17 protein-coding genes are annotated in these 15,972 nt (G+C 48.2%); 2 read left to right on the top strand and 15 right to left on the bottom strand.

The window, feature by feature from the left end; all coding sequences use genetic code 11:
* Nucleotides 1-62 precede the first annotated feature (62 nt).
* Entirely contained in the window at nucleotides 63-1,373 is a 1,311-nt protein-coding gene (locus tag NWAT_RS03330) for a homoserine dehydrogenase (RefSeq protein WP_013219741.1), read from the bottom strand.
* A 32-nt stretch (nucleotides 1,374-1,405) separates the two neighbouring features.
* Complete coding sequence (gene alaC, locus NWAT_RS03325; RefSeq protein ID WP_013219740.1) at nucleotides 1,406-2,587, bottom strand: alanine transaminase; 1,182 nt, start codon at nucleotides 2,585-2,587, stop codon at nucleotides 1,406-1,408.
* Nucleotides 2,588-2,836: 249 nt separating this feature from the next.
* Here alaC and NWAT_RS03320 point away from each other — a divergent pair, with 249 nt between their 5' ends.
* Nucleotides 2,837-3,661 (top strand): HDOD domain-containing protein, encoded by an 825-nt coding sequence (locus NWAT_RS03320; RefSeq protein ID WP_013219739.1) that lies wholly within the window; start codon nucleotides 2,837-2,839, stop codon nucleotides 3,659-3,661.
* A 43-nt stretch (nucleotides 3,662-3,704) separates the two neighbouring features.
* On the opposite strand, the gene era is transcribed toward NWAT_RS03320, so the two are convergent.
* The 10 genes from era to rpoE form a co-directional block, all read right to left on the bottom strand.
* Entirely contained in the window at nucleotides 3,705-4,628 is a 924-nt protein-coding gene (gene era / locus NWAT_RS03315; protein WP_013219738.1) for a GTPase Era, read from the bottom strand.
* A complete protein-coding gene (rnc, locus tag NWAT_RS03310) occupies nucleotides 4,621-5,322 on the bottom strand; it encodes a ribonuclease III (protein WP_013219737.1) in 702 nt (233 codons plus the stop codon). The genes era and rnc overlap by 8 nt, the downstream gene beginning before the upstream one ends.
* Complete coding sequence (locus NWAT_RS03305; protein ID WP_013219736.1) at nucleotides 5,319-5,693, bottom strand: DUF4845 domain-containing protein; 375 nt, start codon at nucleotides 5,691-5,693, stop codon at nucleotides 5,319-5,321. The genes rnc and NWAT_RS03305 overlap by 4 nt, the downstream gene beginning before the upstream one ends.
* A 21-nt stretch (nucleotides 5,694-5,714) precedes the next feature.
* The gene (gene lepB, locus NWAT_RS03300; protein WP_013219735.1) at nucleotides 5,715-6,527 is read right to left on the bottom strand and encodes a signal peptidase I; all 813 of its coding nucleotides are present in this window, start codon (nucleotides 6,525-6,527) and stop codon (nucleotides 5,715-5,717) included.
* Nucleotides 6,528-6,610: 83 nt separating this feature from the next.
* Nucleotides 6,611-8,407 carry a translation elongation factor 4 gene (gene lepA, locus NWAT_RS03295; protein WP_013219734.1) on the bottom strand — a complete coding sequence of 599 codons (1,797 nt, stop codon included), beginning with the start codon at nucleotides 8,405-8,407 and terminating at the stop codon, nucleotides 6,611-6,613.
* Between the two features lie 101 nt (nucleotides 8,408-8,508).
* Complete coding sequence (locus NWAT_RS03290; RefSeq protein ID WP_013219733.1) at nucleotides 8,509-9,924, bottom strand: DegQ family serine endoprotease; 1,416 nt, start codon at nucleotides 9,922-9,924, stop codon at nucleotides 8,509-8,511.
* 160 nt (nucleotides 9,925-10,084) lie between these two features.
* Complete coding sequence (locus NWAT_RS03285; RefSeq protein ID WP_232420194.1) at nucleotides 10,085-10,510, bottom strand: SoxR reducing system RseC family protein; 426 nt, start codon at nucleotides 10,508-10,510, stop codon at nucleotides 10,085-10,087.
* Between the two features lie 34 nt (nucleotides 10,511-10,544).
* On the bottom strand, nucleotides 10,545-11,597 hold the full coding sequence (locus tag NWAT_RS03280) for a MucB/RseB C-terminal domain-containing protein (RefSeq protein WP_013219731.1): 1,053 nt from the start codon (nucleotides 11,595-11,597) through the stop codon (nucleotides 10,545-10,547).
* The gene (locus NWAT_RS03275; protein WP_232420193.1) at nucleotides 11,581-12,156 is read right to left on the bottom strand and encodes a sigma-E factor negative regulatory protein; all 576 of its coding nucleotides are present in this window, start codon (nucleotides 12,154-12,156) and stop codon (nucleotides 11,581-11,583) included. Before NWAT_RS03275 ends, NWAT_RS03280 begins: the two co-directional genes overlap by 17 nt.
* Nucleotides 12,157-12,214: 58 nt before the next feature.
* Nucleotides 12,215-12,793, bottom strand: coding sequence for an RNA polymerase sigma factor RpoE (gene rpoE / locus NWAT_RS03270; protein ID WP_013219729.1), 579 nt, complete (start codon nucleotides 12,791-12,793; stop codon nucleotides 12,215-12,217).
* A gap of 165 nt (nucleotides 12,794-12,958) precedes the next feature.
* Between rpoE and nadB the strand changes: the two genes are divergently transcribed.
* On the top strand, nucleotides 12,959-14,578 hold the full coding sequence (gene nadB, locus NWAT_RS03265; RefSeq protein ID WP_013219728.1) for an L-aspartate oxidase: 1,620 nt from the start codon (nucleotides 12,959-12,961) through the stop codon (nucleotides 14,576-14,578).
* A gap of 14 nt (nucleotides 14,579-14,592) precedes the next feature.
* Here the strand turns inward: nadB and NWAT_RS03260 are convergent, their stop codons facing one another.
* The 3 genes from NWAT_RS03260 to NWAT_RS03250 are packed head-to-tail and all read right to left on the bottom strand — an operon-like array spanning nucleotide 14,593 to nucleotide 15,953.
* Complete coding sequence (locus NWAT_RS03260; protein WP_013219727.1) at nucleotides 14,593-15,036, bottom strand: protein YgfX; 444 nt, start codon at nucleotides 15,034-15,036, stop codon at nucleotides 14,593-14,595.
* Entirely contained in the window at nucleotides 14,999-15,247 is a 249-nt protein-coding gene (locus NWAT_RS03255) for an FAD assembly factor SdhE (RefSeq protein WP_013219726.1), read from the bottom strand. Before NWAT_RS03255 ends, NWAT_RS03260 begins: the two co-directional genes overlap by 38 nt.
* 10 nt (nucleotides 15,248-15,257) lie before the next feature.
* Nucleotides 15,258-15,953 (bottom strand): succinate dehydrogenase iron-sulfur subunit, encoded by a 696-nt coding sequence (locus NWAT_RS03250; RefSeq protein WP_013219725.1) that lies wholly within the window; start codon nucleotides 15,951-15,953, stop codon nucleotides 15,258-15,260.
* Nucleotides 15,954-15,972: the final 19 nt, after the last annotated feature.

Raw genomic sequence — 15,972 nt, 5'->3', positions numbered from 1 at the left:
TGACTTAATTGATAGGGGAACGATAAGCTACGATTAAGGAATAAATTTTTTGAGAACACTCCTTAACCTAACGTTTCTAGGCGAATCCGAGTCACCGGCCCCTTAATGGGGGCTAGGTCTTCAATACGACGAATAGCTTCGTTCATATTCCGTTCCAATACTGGCTGGGTCAACATAATGATGGGAACATGGTTCTCCTCGGCCACGGGTTCCTTCTGAATGATGGCCTCAATACTGATGTTTTGCTCCCCAAATACCCGCGTGACCTCGGCTAATACGCCCGGTTGATCCAGCGCCCGCATCCGCAGATAATAGGCGGTTTTCACCTCTTCCATCGAAAGAATGGGGAGCTCTACCAAGGCATCGGGCTGAAAAGCAAGATGCGGTACCCGGTTTTCCGGGTCAGAAGTTAATGCCCGAACCACATCCACCAGATCAGCAACCACCGCGGAGGCTGTGGGATCAGCGCCTGCACCGGGGCCATAGTAAAGAGTCGAGCCGACCGCATCTCCCTTTACCAGGATCGCATTCATGACTCCTTCTACATTGGCGATCAAGCGGCGGTAGGGAATGAGCGTGGGGTGTACTCTCAGTTCAACCCCTTCTACCAAGCGACGCGCAATACCCAAATGTTTGATCCGGTAGCCCAATTGTTCCGCGTAATCAATATCCTCACGGGTAATGGCACCAATTCCCTCTGTATAGACTTGCTCAAACTGTAATGGAATACCGAAAGCAATAGAAGCTAAAATCGTCAGTTTATGGGCAGCATCAATGCCTTCCACGTCAAAAGTAGGATTTGCCTCGGCGTAGCCTCGGTGCTGGGCATCCACTAGCGCTTCAGCAAAATCACACCCTTTATCCCGCATCTCGGTGAGGATAAAGTTACTCGTGCCATTGATAATCCCGGCTAACCATTCGATATGATTACCCGCAAGACCTTCGCGCAGAGCCTTGATAATGGGAATACCTCCTCCTACTGCCGCCTCAAAAGCAACCATTACGCCCGCTTTTTGAGCCGCCTCAAAAATCTCGTTGCCATAAAGAGCAATCAGCGCTTTGTTAGCTGTCACCACATGCTTACCCTGGGCGATCGCCTTCAGCACTAAGGTACGGGCTAAATCAGTTCCCCCTATGAGTTCAACGACGATCTCGATCTGGGGATCAACCACGACTTCATGGGGATTGGTCGTTAACCAGATACCTTCCGTATTGCAACTGCGGGCCTTACGGGAGTCGCGGGTCGCAGCACAGTAGACCTGAATACCACGCCCGGCGCGACGGGTAATTTCCTCGGCATTACCCGAGAGAACATTGACTGTACCGCCACCCACCGTACCCAAACCAAGCAAACCTACCTTAACCGGCTCCAACAGGCTTCTCCTTAATTAACATGATAAAATACTTACTGGGCCTGCCTGAACATTTGCCGTATCCCACGGATAGCTTGGCGGGTACGGTGTTCATTCTCAATTAAACTGAAACGAACATAATCGTCACCATAGGTACCAAAACCGATCCCGGGCGACACCGCTACTTTAGCCTCGTTCAGCAGCTTTTTAGAAAATTCTAAAGACCCCAAATGGCGAAACGGTTCTGGAATAGGTGCCCAAACAAACATAGTAGCCTTAGGCAATTCTACCTGCCAGCCCGTAGCCGCAAGGCCCTGGCACAAAACGTCACGGCGTCTTCGGTAAGCTTCGCGAATCACTTTTACACAATCCTGAGAGCTTTCCAAGGCGGTGATGGCCGCCACTTGAATAGGCGTAAACATGCCATAGTCTAAATAGGATTTCATCCGGGTAAGGGCAGCAATTAGCGCCGGATTACCGCACATAAATCCCACCCGCCAACCTGGCATGCTATAAGTTTTGGACAAAGAATAAAACTCTACGGCAATATCCTTGGCTCCAGGCACTTGCAAAATTGAGGGTGCGACGTAATCATCAAACACGATCTCGGCATACGCAAGATCATGCACCACCCAAATCTTATGCTCGCGAGCAATCCCAATGACCTGTTCAAAGAAAGAAAGATCAACACACTGGCCAGTAGGATTAGCAGGAAAATTGAGCACCAGCATTTTAGGGCGAGGCCAAGTATCCTTGATGGCTTTTTCTAACTCAGCGAAGAAATCCACGCCTGATACCAACGGGACATGGCGTATATCGGCCCCAGCAATCACAACGCCATAAGGATGGATAGGATAGGCTGGATTAGGTACTAATACGGCATCGCCTGGTCCTAAGGTAGCGAGTGCCAGGTGTGCTAGCCCCTCCTTAGAGCCAATCGTCACAATGGCTTCGCTTTCAGGATCTAACGCTAGATTATAGCGTTCCCGATACCATTGGCAGATAGCTCGACGCAACCGCGGAATTCCTCGCGAGACGGAATAACGATGGGTATCCGGGCGCTGTGCAGCCTCCACTAATTTATCCACAATATGCTTTGGCGTGGGCTGATCGGGATTACCCATCCCAAAATCAATAATATCTTCCCCCCGCGCTCGAGCCTTCGCCTTTAGCTCATTGACAATATTAAAGACATAAGGGGGGAGACGTTGAATACGTGGAAATTCCTTAATCAAATGAGTTACCTACTAGCCAAGTGGCCTGGTTTTGTAAATATCGCCCGGAACAAATAGATGAAAAACAAGCAACTGAAAATACCGAATGGTAAAAAAGAGTGTCAAGTATTTTTGCAATCCGTCACTAACACATTAGCGTAAGCATTGGAGCATTGCTGTTTCGAAAGCTTAAACTAATTCTTATTATTGCCGTTAGGTAAAAAGTAACTAATCCGCTATCAGCGCTCGGAGGAAAACAAGGTGGTACAAATGGAGCAGTTCTGCACCGAAATCCTTGAAGATTTGACCAATAATCGATTGGTGTTACCTACCTTGCCTGAGGTTGCACTCAAGGTTCGAGAAGTCGTCGATGATCCGAACACGTCGGCAGCCGATGTGGCAAAAATTATTGTCACCGATACCGCTCTCTCCGTGCGTCTGATTAAAATCGCTAACAGTCCTCTCTATCGCGGCCGCCATCCCATTAACAACGTCCAAACAGCCTTGGCTCGCCTAGGCACCGCTTTGGTGCGTAATCTCGTTACCAGCCTGGTGATGGAGCAAATATTCCAAGCAACTTCCGAATCCTTGGATTGGCGCATGCGCAAGCTTTGGGAACAAAGTACCCAAATAGCTGCGATCGCCTATGTACTCGCCGGCCAGAGACATAAGTTTAAACCTGACGAAGCATTGCTTGCAGGACTTATTCATCAAGTCGGCCTACTCCCTATTCTCCTGCGTGCTGAAGATATGCCAGAATTGCTAGAGAACGAAGCGGCATTAGATGAAATTATGGCGCAACTTTCTAGCCCTCTTGGTAAATCCATCCTAGAAAGCTGGCGCTTTCCACCAGAGCTTATAGCCGTTACCGCCGAGCATAACGATCTGCGGCGAAATCCAAAACCAGAACCGGACCTAGTGGATGTAGTTATTGTAGCGAAGCTGCAAAATAAACTTGGTACCATCGAATCTTATAAAGACTGGCACACTATACCCGCATTTGCCAAACTAGGCTTCAACACGGATATTAGCGTGATTGATCTAGAAGGAGACGAAACTGAGGTCCATGAAATTAGAACAATGCTTGCTACCTAAGAAGTACTCCCTGTTGGAAATTAAAAAACACTTTTTAGAGTTGCTAGGCATCCGCATAGCCCAAATGACGCAGCAGACGTTCGTTATCCGACCACCCTTCACGAACCTTAACCCATAACTCCAAATAAACTTTGCTTCCAAACATCCGTTCCATATCAAGACGAGCCTCGTAACCAACTCGTTTGAGCCCTTTCCCCTTCTTCCCAACCACAATAGCTTTCTGCCCCGGGCGCTCGACGTAAATCGTCGCGGCAATCCGATAAAGGTTTTTTTCTTCCTCAAGGGATTCCACAAATACTGTAAGCGCATAGGGTAATTCTTGCCCTAAATAACGGGTTAGTTTCTCACGGATAAGTTCCGCAGCTAGGAAACGTTCACTACGATCCGTGACCTGATCCTCAGGATAAGCCATCGGTCCCGCCGGCAGCAATTCAGCAACTTTACTCTCCAGCACCGCTACATTATCCCCTTTCCAGGCCGATACAGGAATAATGGCAGCAAATTCTATTTTTTTAGAGAGCGTGGCTATCACTGGCAGTAAGGATTTTTTGTCGATAATCCGGTCCACTTTATTAAGAACAAGGACAATAGGAGCTGCACACCTACGTAATCGCTGCAAGATCCATTCGTCATCCTTAGAGAACTGGAACGCTTCGATGACAAATAGGATCAGATCAACTTCCTCGAGGGTAGAGTCTATAGCCCGATTTAGGTAACGATTCATGAGCCGACGCTCTTTGTCCTGAAAACCAGGCGTGTCCACATAAATTGCCTGGATGCCAGGTAAAGTCTTGATCCCTAAAATCCGGTGACGGGTGGTCTGAGGGCGGCGTGAAGTGATACTGATTTTTTGATCTAGGATACGATTGAGCAAGCTGGATTTGCCCACATTAGGGCGGCCAATAATAGCAATATAACCACAACGAATGCTTTCTTGCGTACCCTCTTGGGTTAACATCTCAGGCATTCATATCCTCATTTTCCGCTAGCAACAGTGCCAAAGCCCGAGTTGCTGCATCCTGTTCAGCCTTACGGCGACTGCGGCCAATACCTATAACTGAAGGAAAGGTATTATTGAGAGTGCATTCAACCTGGAAAACTTGATCATGGGCTTCCCCGTTCACAGCACTTACCCGATAATCGGGCAGGGGAAACTGCCGGGCCTGCAGATACTCTTGGAGACGGGTCTTAGGATCCTTAAGATTAAGGAGAACCTCATCGGTGAGTGTCTCTAGGCGATCCCGATAAAGAGAGCTCACCAATTGACGGCAAGCCTCTAACCCCCCATCTAGGTAAACAGCGCCTATCACTGCCTCAAAGGCGTCTGCAAGTATGGAGGTACGACGATAACCACCGCTTTTTAATTCACCTAAACCAAGAATCAAATGGTCTCCAATTTCAAGCTCCCGGGCTAATTCCGCCAAAGTTTCCCCTTTAACTAAAGTAGCCCGAAGTCGGCTTAATTTCCCCTCCTGGGCCTTAGGAAAACCACTATAAAGGAAGTCAGCGATGAGAAAATTCAGAATAGAATCCCCTAGGAATTCCAGGCGCTCATTATTTTCCTTAGCAGCGCTACGGTGAGTTATCGCATGGCGTAATAGGGCTGGTTCCGCAAACTGGTAGCCTAGTTTTTGGCATAGCCGACCCAGATCGTCGGTCAAGGCGAAGGAACCTCGATGAGAGGATTAAAATGGGCAATCAGGTCAATATTACCCAGAAAAGGGGTACGTACTTCATAATCGACAGCTATCGTTAACGTACGGCGGGTTTTAGTAATTTCAATATTGTCCTTGGAAACATGAGTAACATCATTGATATCCAGACGCCGCAGTAAGGCATTACGGATATTGCTTTTACCCATTGCATGCAAATCAGGCTGGTTAGCTAGAGATTCTAACGATGTTTTCACGCTAAAATATTCCATATAGGAGGGGAAAAGCCGCACCATTCCTAGGCCAACCAAAGCCAATAAAGCGAGCACCAAAATCCATCCTAAAAAGCTCATGCCCCCCTGTCGTTTTCTATAATGCATCCCTCCCGCCCCTTTAATTTATTATTGAATGGACTCTCCGATACGGTTCCAAACAACTCCACCCTGATCCCACTGCCAGCTCATCCAAACCATAAAGGCCTTACCTACCAGATTTTCTTCAGGCACGACCCCCCAAAAACGGCTATCATTACTGCGATCCCGATTATCTCCCATCATAAAATAGTGCCCTTCAGGAATAATATACTCACCTTCCACCAGGCTTATTCCAGGTTCCACTACAATTTGGTGCTCCTTATTCCCCAAATGTTCGATCCTAAGAACCGCGGAGTGATTATAAGAAGAATCCTCCTGGTAGTAAGGCCCGACGCTCTCCTGCGGCATGAGTTCACCATTAATATAAACGGTTTTATTAAAGTAACCGATGCGATCCCCGGGCAGCCCAATTACCCGCTTAATATAATCAACGCTAGGATCCTTTGGGTAGCGAAAAACAACAACATCGCCCCGCTGAGGCTCCCCCATATCAATAATCTTCTTATTAATAACGGGTAAGCGGATTCCATAAATAAATTTATTAACTAGGATAAAATCTCCTACTCGAAGGGTTGGAATCATAGATCCCGAGGGAATGCGGAAAGGCTCTACCAAAAATGAGCGCAGCACTAAAACAATGACAATGATAGGGAAAAAGGAACGCGCATATTCCACCAGCACCGGCTCCTTACCGGCCTCTTTTAAGCCAGCCTGGCCAGCTCCTCCTTTCCTAGTTGCTGCTTCACGCCGGGCTGGCGCCCACAGCCAAGCATCCAACCCCCAAATCGTGCCTGTGATTACGGCGGCAACCAGCATTATTGTAGGAAAATCCACATTCATCGGAAACACTTACCTTAAATTAACGGAATTACGGTTCAGAGAACCTTTACAACGAAACTTGACCTTGTCTTTAGGGTATATATTCAAGGTTTTTTGCCCACTTTCAGCACAGCTAGAAACGCAGCCTGAGGGATTTCTACCGATCCCACTTGTTTCATGCGCTTTTTACCTGCTTTTTGCTTTTCTAATAGCTTGCGTTTACGGGTAATATCGCCACCATAACATTTCGCTGTCACGTTTTTACGCAAAGCTTTAACGGTAGTGCGTGCCACAATATGGGCCCCAATTGCCGCCTGAATGGCTACATCAAATAACTGTCGGGGGATCAGCTCTCTCATCTTCTCAGCTAATTCCCGCCCCCGATGGTGCGCCTGATTCCGATGGACAATCAGTGAGAGCGCATCTACCCGCTCGCCATTGATCAACAAATCCAATTTAACCAAATCCGCAACCTGGAAGCGTGAAAAATGGTAATCTAGGGAAGCGTAACCACGACTCACTGACTTGAGGCGTTCAAAGAAATCCAACACCACTTCACTAAGTGGCAATTCATAATTCAATAAAACCTGATTCCCCAAATATTGGAGCTGTTTTTGCGTCCCGCGCTTCTCTTCACACAAGCCAATGACTGCCCCCACATGCTGCTGAGGCACCAGAATATCCGCTTGGATAATAGGTTCGCGAACCTCGGCAACCTGTCCCGGCTCAGGCAAAATTGAGGGATTATCTATGCGTAAAACCTCACCCTTAGAAGTCAATACTTGGTATACTACGGTAGGTGCCGTGGTGATCAAATTTAGGCTATATTCCCGCTCCAACCGCTCTTGTATAATCTCCATATGAAGCATACCTAGGAAGCCGCAACGGAAACCAAACCCTAAAGCTTGGGATGTCTCTGGTTCATAAAATAAAGCAGCATCATTAAGACGAAGTTTAGCAAGCGCCTCTCGAAGATCCTCATAATCATCTGAATCGACAGGAAATAGACCCGCAAAAACTTGAGGCTTCACGTCCTTAAATCCTGGCAATGCTTTAGTGGCAAGCCGCTCAGCATGAGTCATCGTATCCCCCACCGGTGCCCCATCCACATCTTTGATCCCTGCAATCACATAACCTACACTACCTGCGGGGAGCTGTTCCACCTCCCTGCGTTTAGGCGTAAATAACCCTACCTTTTCTACCCGATAGTGCTGACCGGTAGACATAATCTTAATTTTATCTTTAGGTTTAAGGCAGCCATCTACCACCCGCACCAGAGAAATGACTCCCAAATAATTATCAAACCAGGAATCGATAATAAGCGCTCGCAAAGGCGATGCTGGATCGCCCTGGGGCGGAGGAACACGAGCAACTAAAGCTGCTAGAAGCTCTTCGATCCCCTGTCCCGTTTTGGCGCTTACCTGCAGAGCATCACTGGTATCCAATCCAATAATTTCTTCAATTTCTTGACATACCCGCTCTGGCTCTGCCGAAGGGAGATCGATTTTATTAAGAACGGGTACCACCTCTAAGCCCTGCTCAATCGCTGTATAGCAATTGGCAACACTCTGGGCCTCAACCCCTTGAGAAGCATCCACTACCAGCAAGGCCCCCTCGCAGGCAGCCAGCGAACGAGACACTTCATAGGAAAAATCCACATGCCCCGGTGTATCAATAAGATTGAGGTGATAAACTTCTCCATTCCGCCCGCGGTAGTTCAAGGAAACGCTCTGGGCTTTGATAGTAATACCCCGCTCACGCTCAAGGTCCATAGAATCCAACACTTGCTGAGCCATCTCACGTTTGCTCAGGCCACCGCATATCTGGATGAAACGGTCAGCGATTGTCGACTTGCCATGATCAATATGGGCAATAATAGAAAAATTTCGAATATTCTTCATGCTGTGGCTAATAGATAGGCCCGCTGGCTATAAAATAGAATACCAACCGAGAACCCTTTCCCGAAAAGCTGCTTACATTATCCAAACAGCAGAGGAGCTACTCAGCTCCCCTCGGGAAGGGTAATAGTGATAAAAGAGGCCGTCTGCCCTCGTTGTAATAAGAGCGGTACCGGCTTACCCACAGGCAATTTTTTAGCAAGCTCCTTGAACTCGGTAATATCCTTTATCTCTGTATGATTAAGACTAAGGATAATATCTCCATGCTGAATCCCCGCTTCGAAGGCAGGCCCTTCTTCCACCTTCGTCACTCGTACACCAGAGACCACATCAAGCTGCGCGCGCTCCTTTTTACTCAAATCAGCTACCTCAAGCGCAAGTCGCTTCTCAAATAAATGCTCCGGTTTCTTTCTTGTTTTCTGCGGTGCTTCTTTTTCTGGCAGCTCGCCAATTTTAATTTTAAGTGTTTTTTCATCACCGGCACGTAAAATTTGGACGCCAACCATCTCACCGATCTCGGCCCGCCCCACCAGCGGCGGTAAAGCCGCTGATCGGGGCACTGGTTTTCCATTAAAATCCAGGATGATATCGCCCACTTGGATCCCTCCCTTAGCGGCTGGGCTATCCGCTAAGACCCTAGCCACCAGAGCCCCCTGAGGTTTACCAAGCCCAAATGATTGTGCCAACTCACGGGTAACATCCTGAATCACAACCCCAAGCCATCCCCGGGCTACTTGTCCTTTTTCCTTGAGCTGCTCCACGACCTCCATGGCCACATCAATGGGTATGGCAAAAGAAAGACCCATGAAACCACCTGTACGGCTGTAGATCTGAGAGTTGATACCGACCACCTCCCCCGTTAAGTTAAAGAGAGGGCCGCCTGAGTTTCCTGGGTTAATAGCCACATCGGTTTGGATAAACGGAACATAGCTCTCTTCCGGCAAACTCCTTCCCAACGCACTAACAATACCCGCTGTGGCCGAATGCTCGAAACCAAAGGGCGACCCTATGGCAAGCACCCATTCGCCAACCTTAAGCTGACTGGCACTGCTTTGTTTCAGAGTAGGTAGATTCTTCGCCTCTACCTTTAGAAGGGCAAGATCACTACGCTCATCGCTCCCCACAACCTCGGCTTCCAGCTCTCTTCGGTCGCTAAAGCGCACAATCACCTCATCTGCATCGCGGATGACGTGATTGTTGGTGATAATGTATCCATCCGATGAAATAACAAATCCTGATCCTAAAGAATGAGTTTCAAAGCTCCGAGGTTCCCCATCTTCCTCATCAAAAAAGCGGCGAAAAAAATCCTCAAAGGGACCGCCCTCTGGTAATTGATGTAATCCGTGTGGTAAGCGGGAGCCGCTCTGAGTGATTTTCTGGGTAGTGCTGATATTAACCACTGCAGGACTATTATTTTTCACCAATTCAGTAAAATCAGGCAACCCTGCTGCCTGCCCAGTCACGGCAATCAGTAGCAATATCGCCAAGAAGGCCCATTGTTTTTTCAAAAAACGCTTCATGCTAGCTCCCAGTATTTGCCGCATTAAGTATAAAGGGCATGATTAGACGAAGAAAAAATGATGGGGGGCTGAAACTTAGCCAAAAGTTAAAGAACCTTGCGGATTGAGCTTAATCTAACTTTTTACTACCCCATCCTATCCCTAGGATCTGATTTTTATGCTACCTTTGTTTATATACGGTACACAAGATTTTAGGTTCAAAGCTAGGTGCCACTCGCATATGCCTCACCCCGAACAACCCTCCTGCCAATCCCCCAAGTCCCAACAGTATCCCTAAACTTTCATTGCCCCCAAAATGTAAATGTGGTGCCAAAGTTCCACCTAGCCCCGCACCCAAAAACATTGCTAACAAGGGTACCATGTAGAGCACGAAAGAACCTTGAAGAAAGGCTTTCTCGGGAAGGCCTACAATCACCCTATCCCCTACCTCTGCCCTTACCGGATTAGAAGCCTTTACTATTATGGGTTTCATCATCAGATACTTGGCAATAGATCCCGTGCCACATCCTCGACTCAAGGTACAGCTATGACAGCTAGTACGGCGTTCCGCTTCTACCCAGGCATAGGTTCCGCTTTTTATGATCACTTGCGCACTTGCTTTGACCATGGCGGCTCAAGGCTTAATCAGTATTGGAGCTTAGATAGTGAATAGATTTACCCATCCGCTTCACGGTTACATGGGGAACCTCCCCCACCAACGTTAGGTAATGGAGTGCTTGAATAGTACCATAGGCATTGACTGCTCCCATGCTTGAAAATCCACTTAAATGGCTCCGCTTAGTATGCCTTACACGCTCAATAAATAAGGACACTGAACTTAGCCCATCCGAATAAACCATATGTTCTACAGGTATTTGGCTATTGGGCAATAAGTCTTTGCTATGGGCCACGAGAGCAAATCCCGCAGGAAGCCAGCCAATTTCCCACTTACTCTTATGATTATCCGGGTCCATGCTCAGAGGTTCACCTTCCCGCCATGAAAACTCTCTTCCCGCTACCGTCGGCACCAGTTCAGTATCGGGAATTTTCGCTGACAGCAAAAGCGAAGTAAACATCATCTGCTCGAGAATCTGCCCCTCATTTTCAGTCATAATAGTTTTCAGCAATAGCCCTGTTTCGCTATCTATCCATAAGTGATAGCCATAGCGGTACTGATCTCTGGGAATAATGACGACCTGCTGCGTTTCTCTTCCCGCAATTCGATCCGGCTTTCCGAGGGAGAGCTGGTAATGCTCCCGCATGGCCTTCAGCCTAGCAGGTAATCGCCTGGAAAGACCATTGTTACCGCGAAAACTCTTGCTCCTGGCAACAACTGCTTTATCTGGGTAGCGATGCTCATCCACCAATACAGCCTTATCCTCAGGGAGAATACAAGTAACGAGCTCATTATTGCGAATAATCTCCCGAGGCATACCATTTAAAGAAACTAAACGCTCGTGCTCCCCATATTCGTCTACTTTATGGATCACTTGGACCGCTTTGAGCTGGCTATTCCGCAAATAAACGAAAACACCCCGGTAGTTAAGTGATTCTGCCGCCTTCCCCATTCTATCAATGAGTTGTAACGCAGTATCGGAACTTCTCCCTATGGAAGCAGATGGAAACGACGCGGCCAAAATCGTTAAGAGGAGATTGCAGGCAAATTTCTGGCAGTGCTTAGCGGGAGCTTTCATAGGATACGATACGTCCATAGCGAAGCATACCCGGCATATCAACATATTCAGTATGATTGACCAAATAAGTATTCAGACGCTCTTTGACGTCAGGCTCAAGAACCGCCCAATGGCGGCTGTTTTCCTGAATAGGCGCGATTGCGGGATTTGAACTAACGGGAACTGACAACGTAGTAGCGATTTGAGATTGCGGTATTAATGGCTTACTGGCTAGCGACTGTATGCCTAATACAGCAACCGCGCTTAGCGACGCCGCTAGCGCAAGACCGGCGCCATACCGCCACTTTTGTCGTAGCTGCCTGGAAATATCGGTCCGGCGGTGTTTTTCTGCCAGCAGGGGAGGCTCATTATCTAGCAGCTGGGAAACTTGCCTGGCTAAGTCATAACGACAAGCCTCTGGCAGATGACCTTGCAGGGAGTCTCGGACTAAGTGATAGTTTTCCCAGCGCCTACGCACCTCTTCTTGGGTCTCAAATCCCTGGAGCACGGATTTTATCTCTTCAGGCGGAAGCTCTCCATCCATTAAAGCCGAGAGTTGTTCATTAAGTTCATCATTCATTACGATTCCAACCATCCATAATCCACTAAATATTAAGACCTAAATACCTTTGGAGTAATTAATAAGCTAAAAGAGGTTTAATTTTTTCGTCGATAGCTTCTCGCGCTCGGAAAATGCGCGAACGCACGGTCCCAATAGGACAATCCATCGCTTCCGCAATTTCCGCGTAGCTCATGGCTTCAAATTCGCGCAAAATAATCGCCATCCGTAACTCATTCGGTAGTTCCTCGATGGTCTCGTTAATTGTCTTCTCAATTTCATCACGTAGCAGCAAGCTTTCGGGTGTGGCATACTCTTTTAGTATCGTTTCTGCTGCATACTGTTCCGCATCTTTTGCATCAATGTCATTCTCAGGAGGGCGACGGCTTTGAGCTACGAGGTAATTCTTGGATGTATTGATGGCAATACGATATAACCAGGTATAAAATGCACTTTCCCCCCGGAAGCGGGGTAAAGCCCGGTAGGCTTTAATGAAAGCTTCCTGGGCCACATCTAAGGCTTCCCCCGGATCGTGAATATAACGAGAAATAAGCCTTAAAATTTTCCGTTGATACTTGAGAACTAGCATATCAAATGCTTTTTTGTCTCCGCGCTGCACGCGCCGCACCAATTCGCCATCAACCTGCTTGTCGCTCATTCCAGCCCGCCTATCCCACTGGAAAGCGGCTTAAGCTGTCAACATCATAGACAGCTACGTTATCGAGTAGTTCGTATCCCATAATTCGCCGATTAAACTGTTGAGTAATTTATTATTCTGACCTGTTTTGTATCTACGTGCTAGAGAACAAGCAAAAACTTCCCCATGAGCGCTTCTAATTCTATGGTTCATCATTATGATGTGCTGATCATCGGTAGCGGCTCCGCAGGCCTAACATTGGCCTTACACCTAGCTCCTAAAACTCGAATCGCTATCCTCTCCAAACGCACCCTAGAGGAAGGGGCTAGCCTCTATGCCCAAGGCGGTATCTCCGTTGTCCTCGATAAGAATGATTCCACCCAATCCCATATCGAGGATACCTTACGGGTGGGGGCTGGCCTATGCAACGAAACAGCTGTCCGCTTTACGGTTGAACAGGCCCACGAAGCCATACATTGGTTGATTGCGCAAGGAACTGCCTTCACCCGTGATAGCAACGGAGGACCTGGCTACCATCTTACCCGGGAAGGCGGCCACAGTCACCGCCGAATCATTCATGCGGCTGACGCCACCGGCCGGGTAGTAGAAACTAAACTGGTTCAGCTCGCTAAAGCACAATCTAACATTGAAATATTTGAAAACTACGTAGCTATTGAACTGATTACTAATCATAAACTAGGCCGAGACAGTAACCAATGCTTGGGGGCCTATGCCCTAAACCGAGCCCAGGGCCGGGTAGATACCTTTAGCGCTCGCTGCGTAATTCTTGCCACCGGCGGCACCGGCAAAGTTTATCTGTATACGAGCAATCCAGATGTTTGCACAGGCGACGGGATCGCCATGGGCTGGCGTGCTGGCTGCCGAGTAGCCAACATGGAATTTATTCAATTCCACCCAACCTGTCTCTATCATCCCCACGCCAAATCTTTCTTAATTACGGAAGCACTGCGCGGAGAAGGGGGACGGTTGCTGCTGCCTAATGGCGCCCCCTTCATGCACCGTTTCGACCGGCGCGGAGAACTCGCCCCTCGTGACATCGTGGCCCGAGCTATCGATCATGAAATGAAACGTTTGGGCATTGATTGCGTATACTTGGATATCAGCCATAAACCAGCAGCATTTATCCGCCAACACTTTCCTAACGTCTATGCTCACTGCTTAGAATTTGGCATCAATATTACGCAAGAGCCTATTCCAGTGGTTCCCGCCGCCCATTATACCTGTGGTGGCATAGTCACGGATTTACACGGACAAACCGATCTTGAAAACCTCTATGCAATCGGTGAAACGGCTCATACTGGACTCCATGGAGCTAACCGCATGGCCAGTAATTCCTTGCTGGAATGCCTAGTTTTTGCCCGGGCTGCTGCCCAGAATATTAACGCCCGGCTGGCGGAAATTTCACAACCCGAATCTTTACCCCCTTGGGACGAGAGCCAGGTAGTTGATTCTGAGGAAGAAATCGTCGTTGCCCATAACTGGGATGAATTGCGGCGCTTTATGTGGGATTACGTGGGTATCGTGCGGACGGTAAAACGTTTGCAAAGGGCTCAGCACCGGATCGATTTATTGCTCCAAGAAATTGCTGAATATTATGGAAACTTCCGAATTACCAATGATCTTATCGAGCTACGCAACCTGGTAGTGGTTGCCGATCTTATTATCCGCTCAGCTTCAGAGCGCCAAGAGAGTCGAGGATTACACTATATCTTGGATTACCCGCAAAAAAAATCCGTGGCGAGAAACACCATTTTAACCCCTCCAGCAAGGTCTAACCTTAGCTAATAGGCAGTTACAATTTAAGAGTAAAAGATCCGTAAACGTACCCGCAGCCGCCGCAAAGATTCCGGATCGACATTATCTGGTAATAAAACAACGCTTGCCCGTTGCCACCAAGCCCCAAGCACAAAGTTCAGCACCACGAGGCGAGATCCCACGAAGCAACCCGGTAATAGCTTACCTATACACTCCCTACCATTGCGCCGACGTAAATGCCAAACGTTATCGCTATCCCAGGAAATCTGGACAACAGCCTTCGAACTTAGTAACAGAGCCTGGCCACGTAAGCTTAGGTAAAAACTAGCAACAACCGCGCCACTCAAAAGCATACTCAGCTCCCAAGAAAGTGCCAACCTAGGAAGAAGCGCCAACACCCCACCGTGGACAGCAACCAGGTAGACAACCAAAGTACGCGAGGGGTAGCGTTTAAGATAAAGCGGCGTGGCGTATTTTGGCGATGACATGGGCCGTCACAGGATCGGGATGAGGTTCTTCACCTAGGCAATACCGCCATAAATCTGGATCTGAAGAGTACAAAAGTGTCTCAAACGCTCGCTTCTCTTCATCAGGGATGCTTTCATAAAAAGCCTCCAAAAAATTACCCAGCAGGAGATCCAATTCCAGCAGCCCGCGTCGACAGCGCCAACGCAAACGATGAAGGGAATGCTTTGGCATGGCCCAACGCTCAAATAGAATCCTTCATCATCTGGTGTTTGATAAGGCTAATGGCTTCCGCAGGATGAAGGTTTTTTGGACAAACATCAGTGCAATTCATAATAGTATGGCAGCGAAACAGCTTATAGGCGTCATCCAATTCCGATAAACGCTCTTCAGTCGCTTGATCACGATTATCGGCTATAAAACGGTTAGCCCATAGCAAGGCGGCTGGTCCCCGGAATTTTTCAGGATTCCACCACCAAGAGGGGCAAGCAGTGGAGCAACAGGCGCAAAGAATACATTCATAGAGACCATCCAGCTGCTTTCGCTCCTCTGGAGATTGCAGAAATTCAACTTCCGGCATCGGATCTTTCCGGATCAACCAAGGCTTGACGGCCCGGTATTGCTGGTAAAATTGGCTCAAATCTACCACCAGATCGCGGATGACCGGCCTGCCAGGTAAAGGATGTAACGCTACGGGCTCCTTGAGGCTCGCCAATGGAGTAATACAGGCCAAACCATTGCGGCCATTAATATTCATCCCATCGGAGCCACATACCCCCTCGCCGCAGGAACGGCGGAAGGCAAGGCTTTCATCCTGCGCCTGGATTTTCTCCAGCGCATCCAATAACATCATATCTGGCTGAATTTTGATCAGCTCGTAATCTTGCATATAAGGCTTAGTATCGGTTTCCGGGTTATAACGATAAATACGAAAGCGCATGATATCTGACCCTCTCCTA

The organism is Nitrosococcus watsonii C-113 (genome assembly GCF_000143085.1).
Taxonomy (GTDB): domain Bacteria; phylum Pseudomonadota; class Gammaproteobacteria; order Nitrosococcales; family Nitrosococcaceae; genus Nitrosococcus; species Nitrosococcus watsonii.
Note: the sequence above shows the minus strand (reverse complement) of the source record. Positions and strands in the feature narration are given on the sequence as shown.

Excerpts from the sequence above, each read along its gene's own strand:
- rpoE (WP_013219729.1), bottom strand. The coding sequence starts at position 12,793 with ATGAGCGACAAGCAGGTTGATGGCGAATTGGTGCGGCGCGTGCAGCGC.
- NWAT_RS03290 (WP_013219733.1), bottom strand. The coding sequence starts at position 9,924 with ATGAAGCGTTTTTTGAAAAAACAATGGGCCTTCTTGGCGATATTGCTA.
- NWAT_RS03275 (WP_232420193.1), bottom strand. The coding sequence starts at position 12,156 with ATGAATGATGAACTTAATGAACAACTCTCGGCTTTAATGGATGGAGAG.
- NWAT_RS03260 (WP_013219727.1), bottom strand. The coding sequence starts at position 15,036 with ATGTCATCGCCAAAATACGCCACGCCGCTTTATCTTAAACGCTACCCC.
- lepB (WP_013219735.1), bottom strand. The coding sequence starts at position 6,527 with ATGAATGTGGATTTTCCTACAATAATGCTGGTTGCCGCCGTAATCACA.
- NWAT_RS03305 (WP_013219736.1), bottom strand. The coding sequence starts at position 5,693 with ATGCATTATAGAAAACGACAGGGGGGCATGAGCTTTTTAGGATGGATT.
- era (WP_013219738.1), bottom strand. The coding sequence starts at position 4,628 with ATGCCTGAGATGTTAACCCAAGAGGGTACGCAAGAAAGCATTCGTTGT.
- NWAT_RS03280 (WP_013219731.1), bottom strand. The coding sequence starts at position 11,597 with ATGAAAGCTCCCGCTAAGCACTGCCAGAAATTTGCCTGCAATCTCCTC.
- NWAT_RS03250 (WP_013219725.1), bottom strand. The coding sequence starts at position 15,953 with ATGCGCTTTCGTATTTATCGTTATAACCCGGAAACCGATACTAAGCCT.
- NWAT_RS03255 (WP_013219726.1), bottom strand. The coding sequence starts at position 15,247 with ATGCCAAAGCATTCCCTTCATCGTTTGCGTTGGCGCTGTCGACGCGGG.
- NWAT_RS03320 (WP_013219739.1), top strand. The coding sequence starts at position 2,837 with ATGGAGCAGTTCTGCACCGAAATCCTTGAAGATTTGACCAATAATCGA.
- nadB (WP_013219728.1), top strand. The coding sequence starts at position 12,959 with ATGAGCGCTTCTAATTCTATGGTTCATCATTATGATGTGCTGATCATC.
- lepA (WP_013219734.1), bottom strand. The coding sequence starts at position 8,407 with ATGAAGAATATTCGAAATTTTTCTATTATTGCCCATATTGATCATGGC.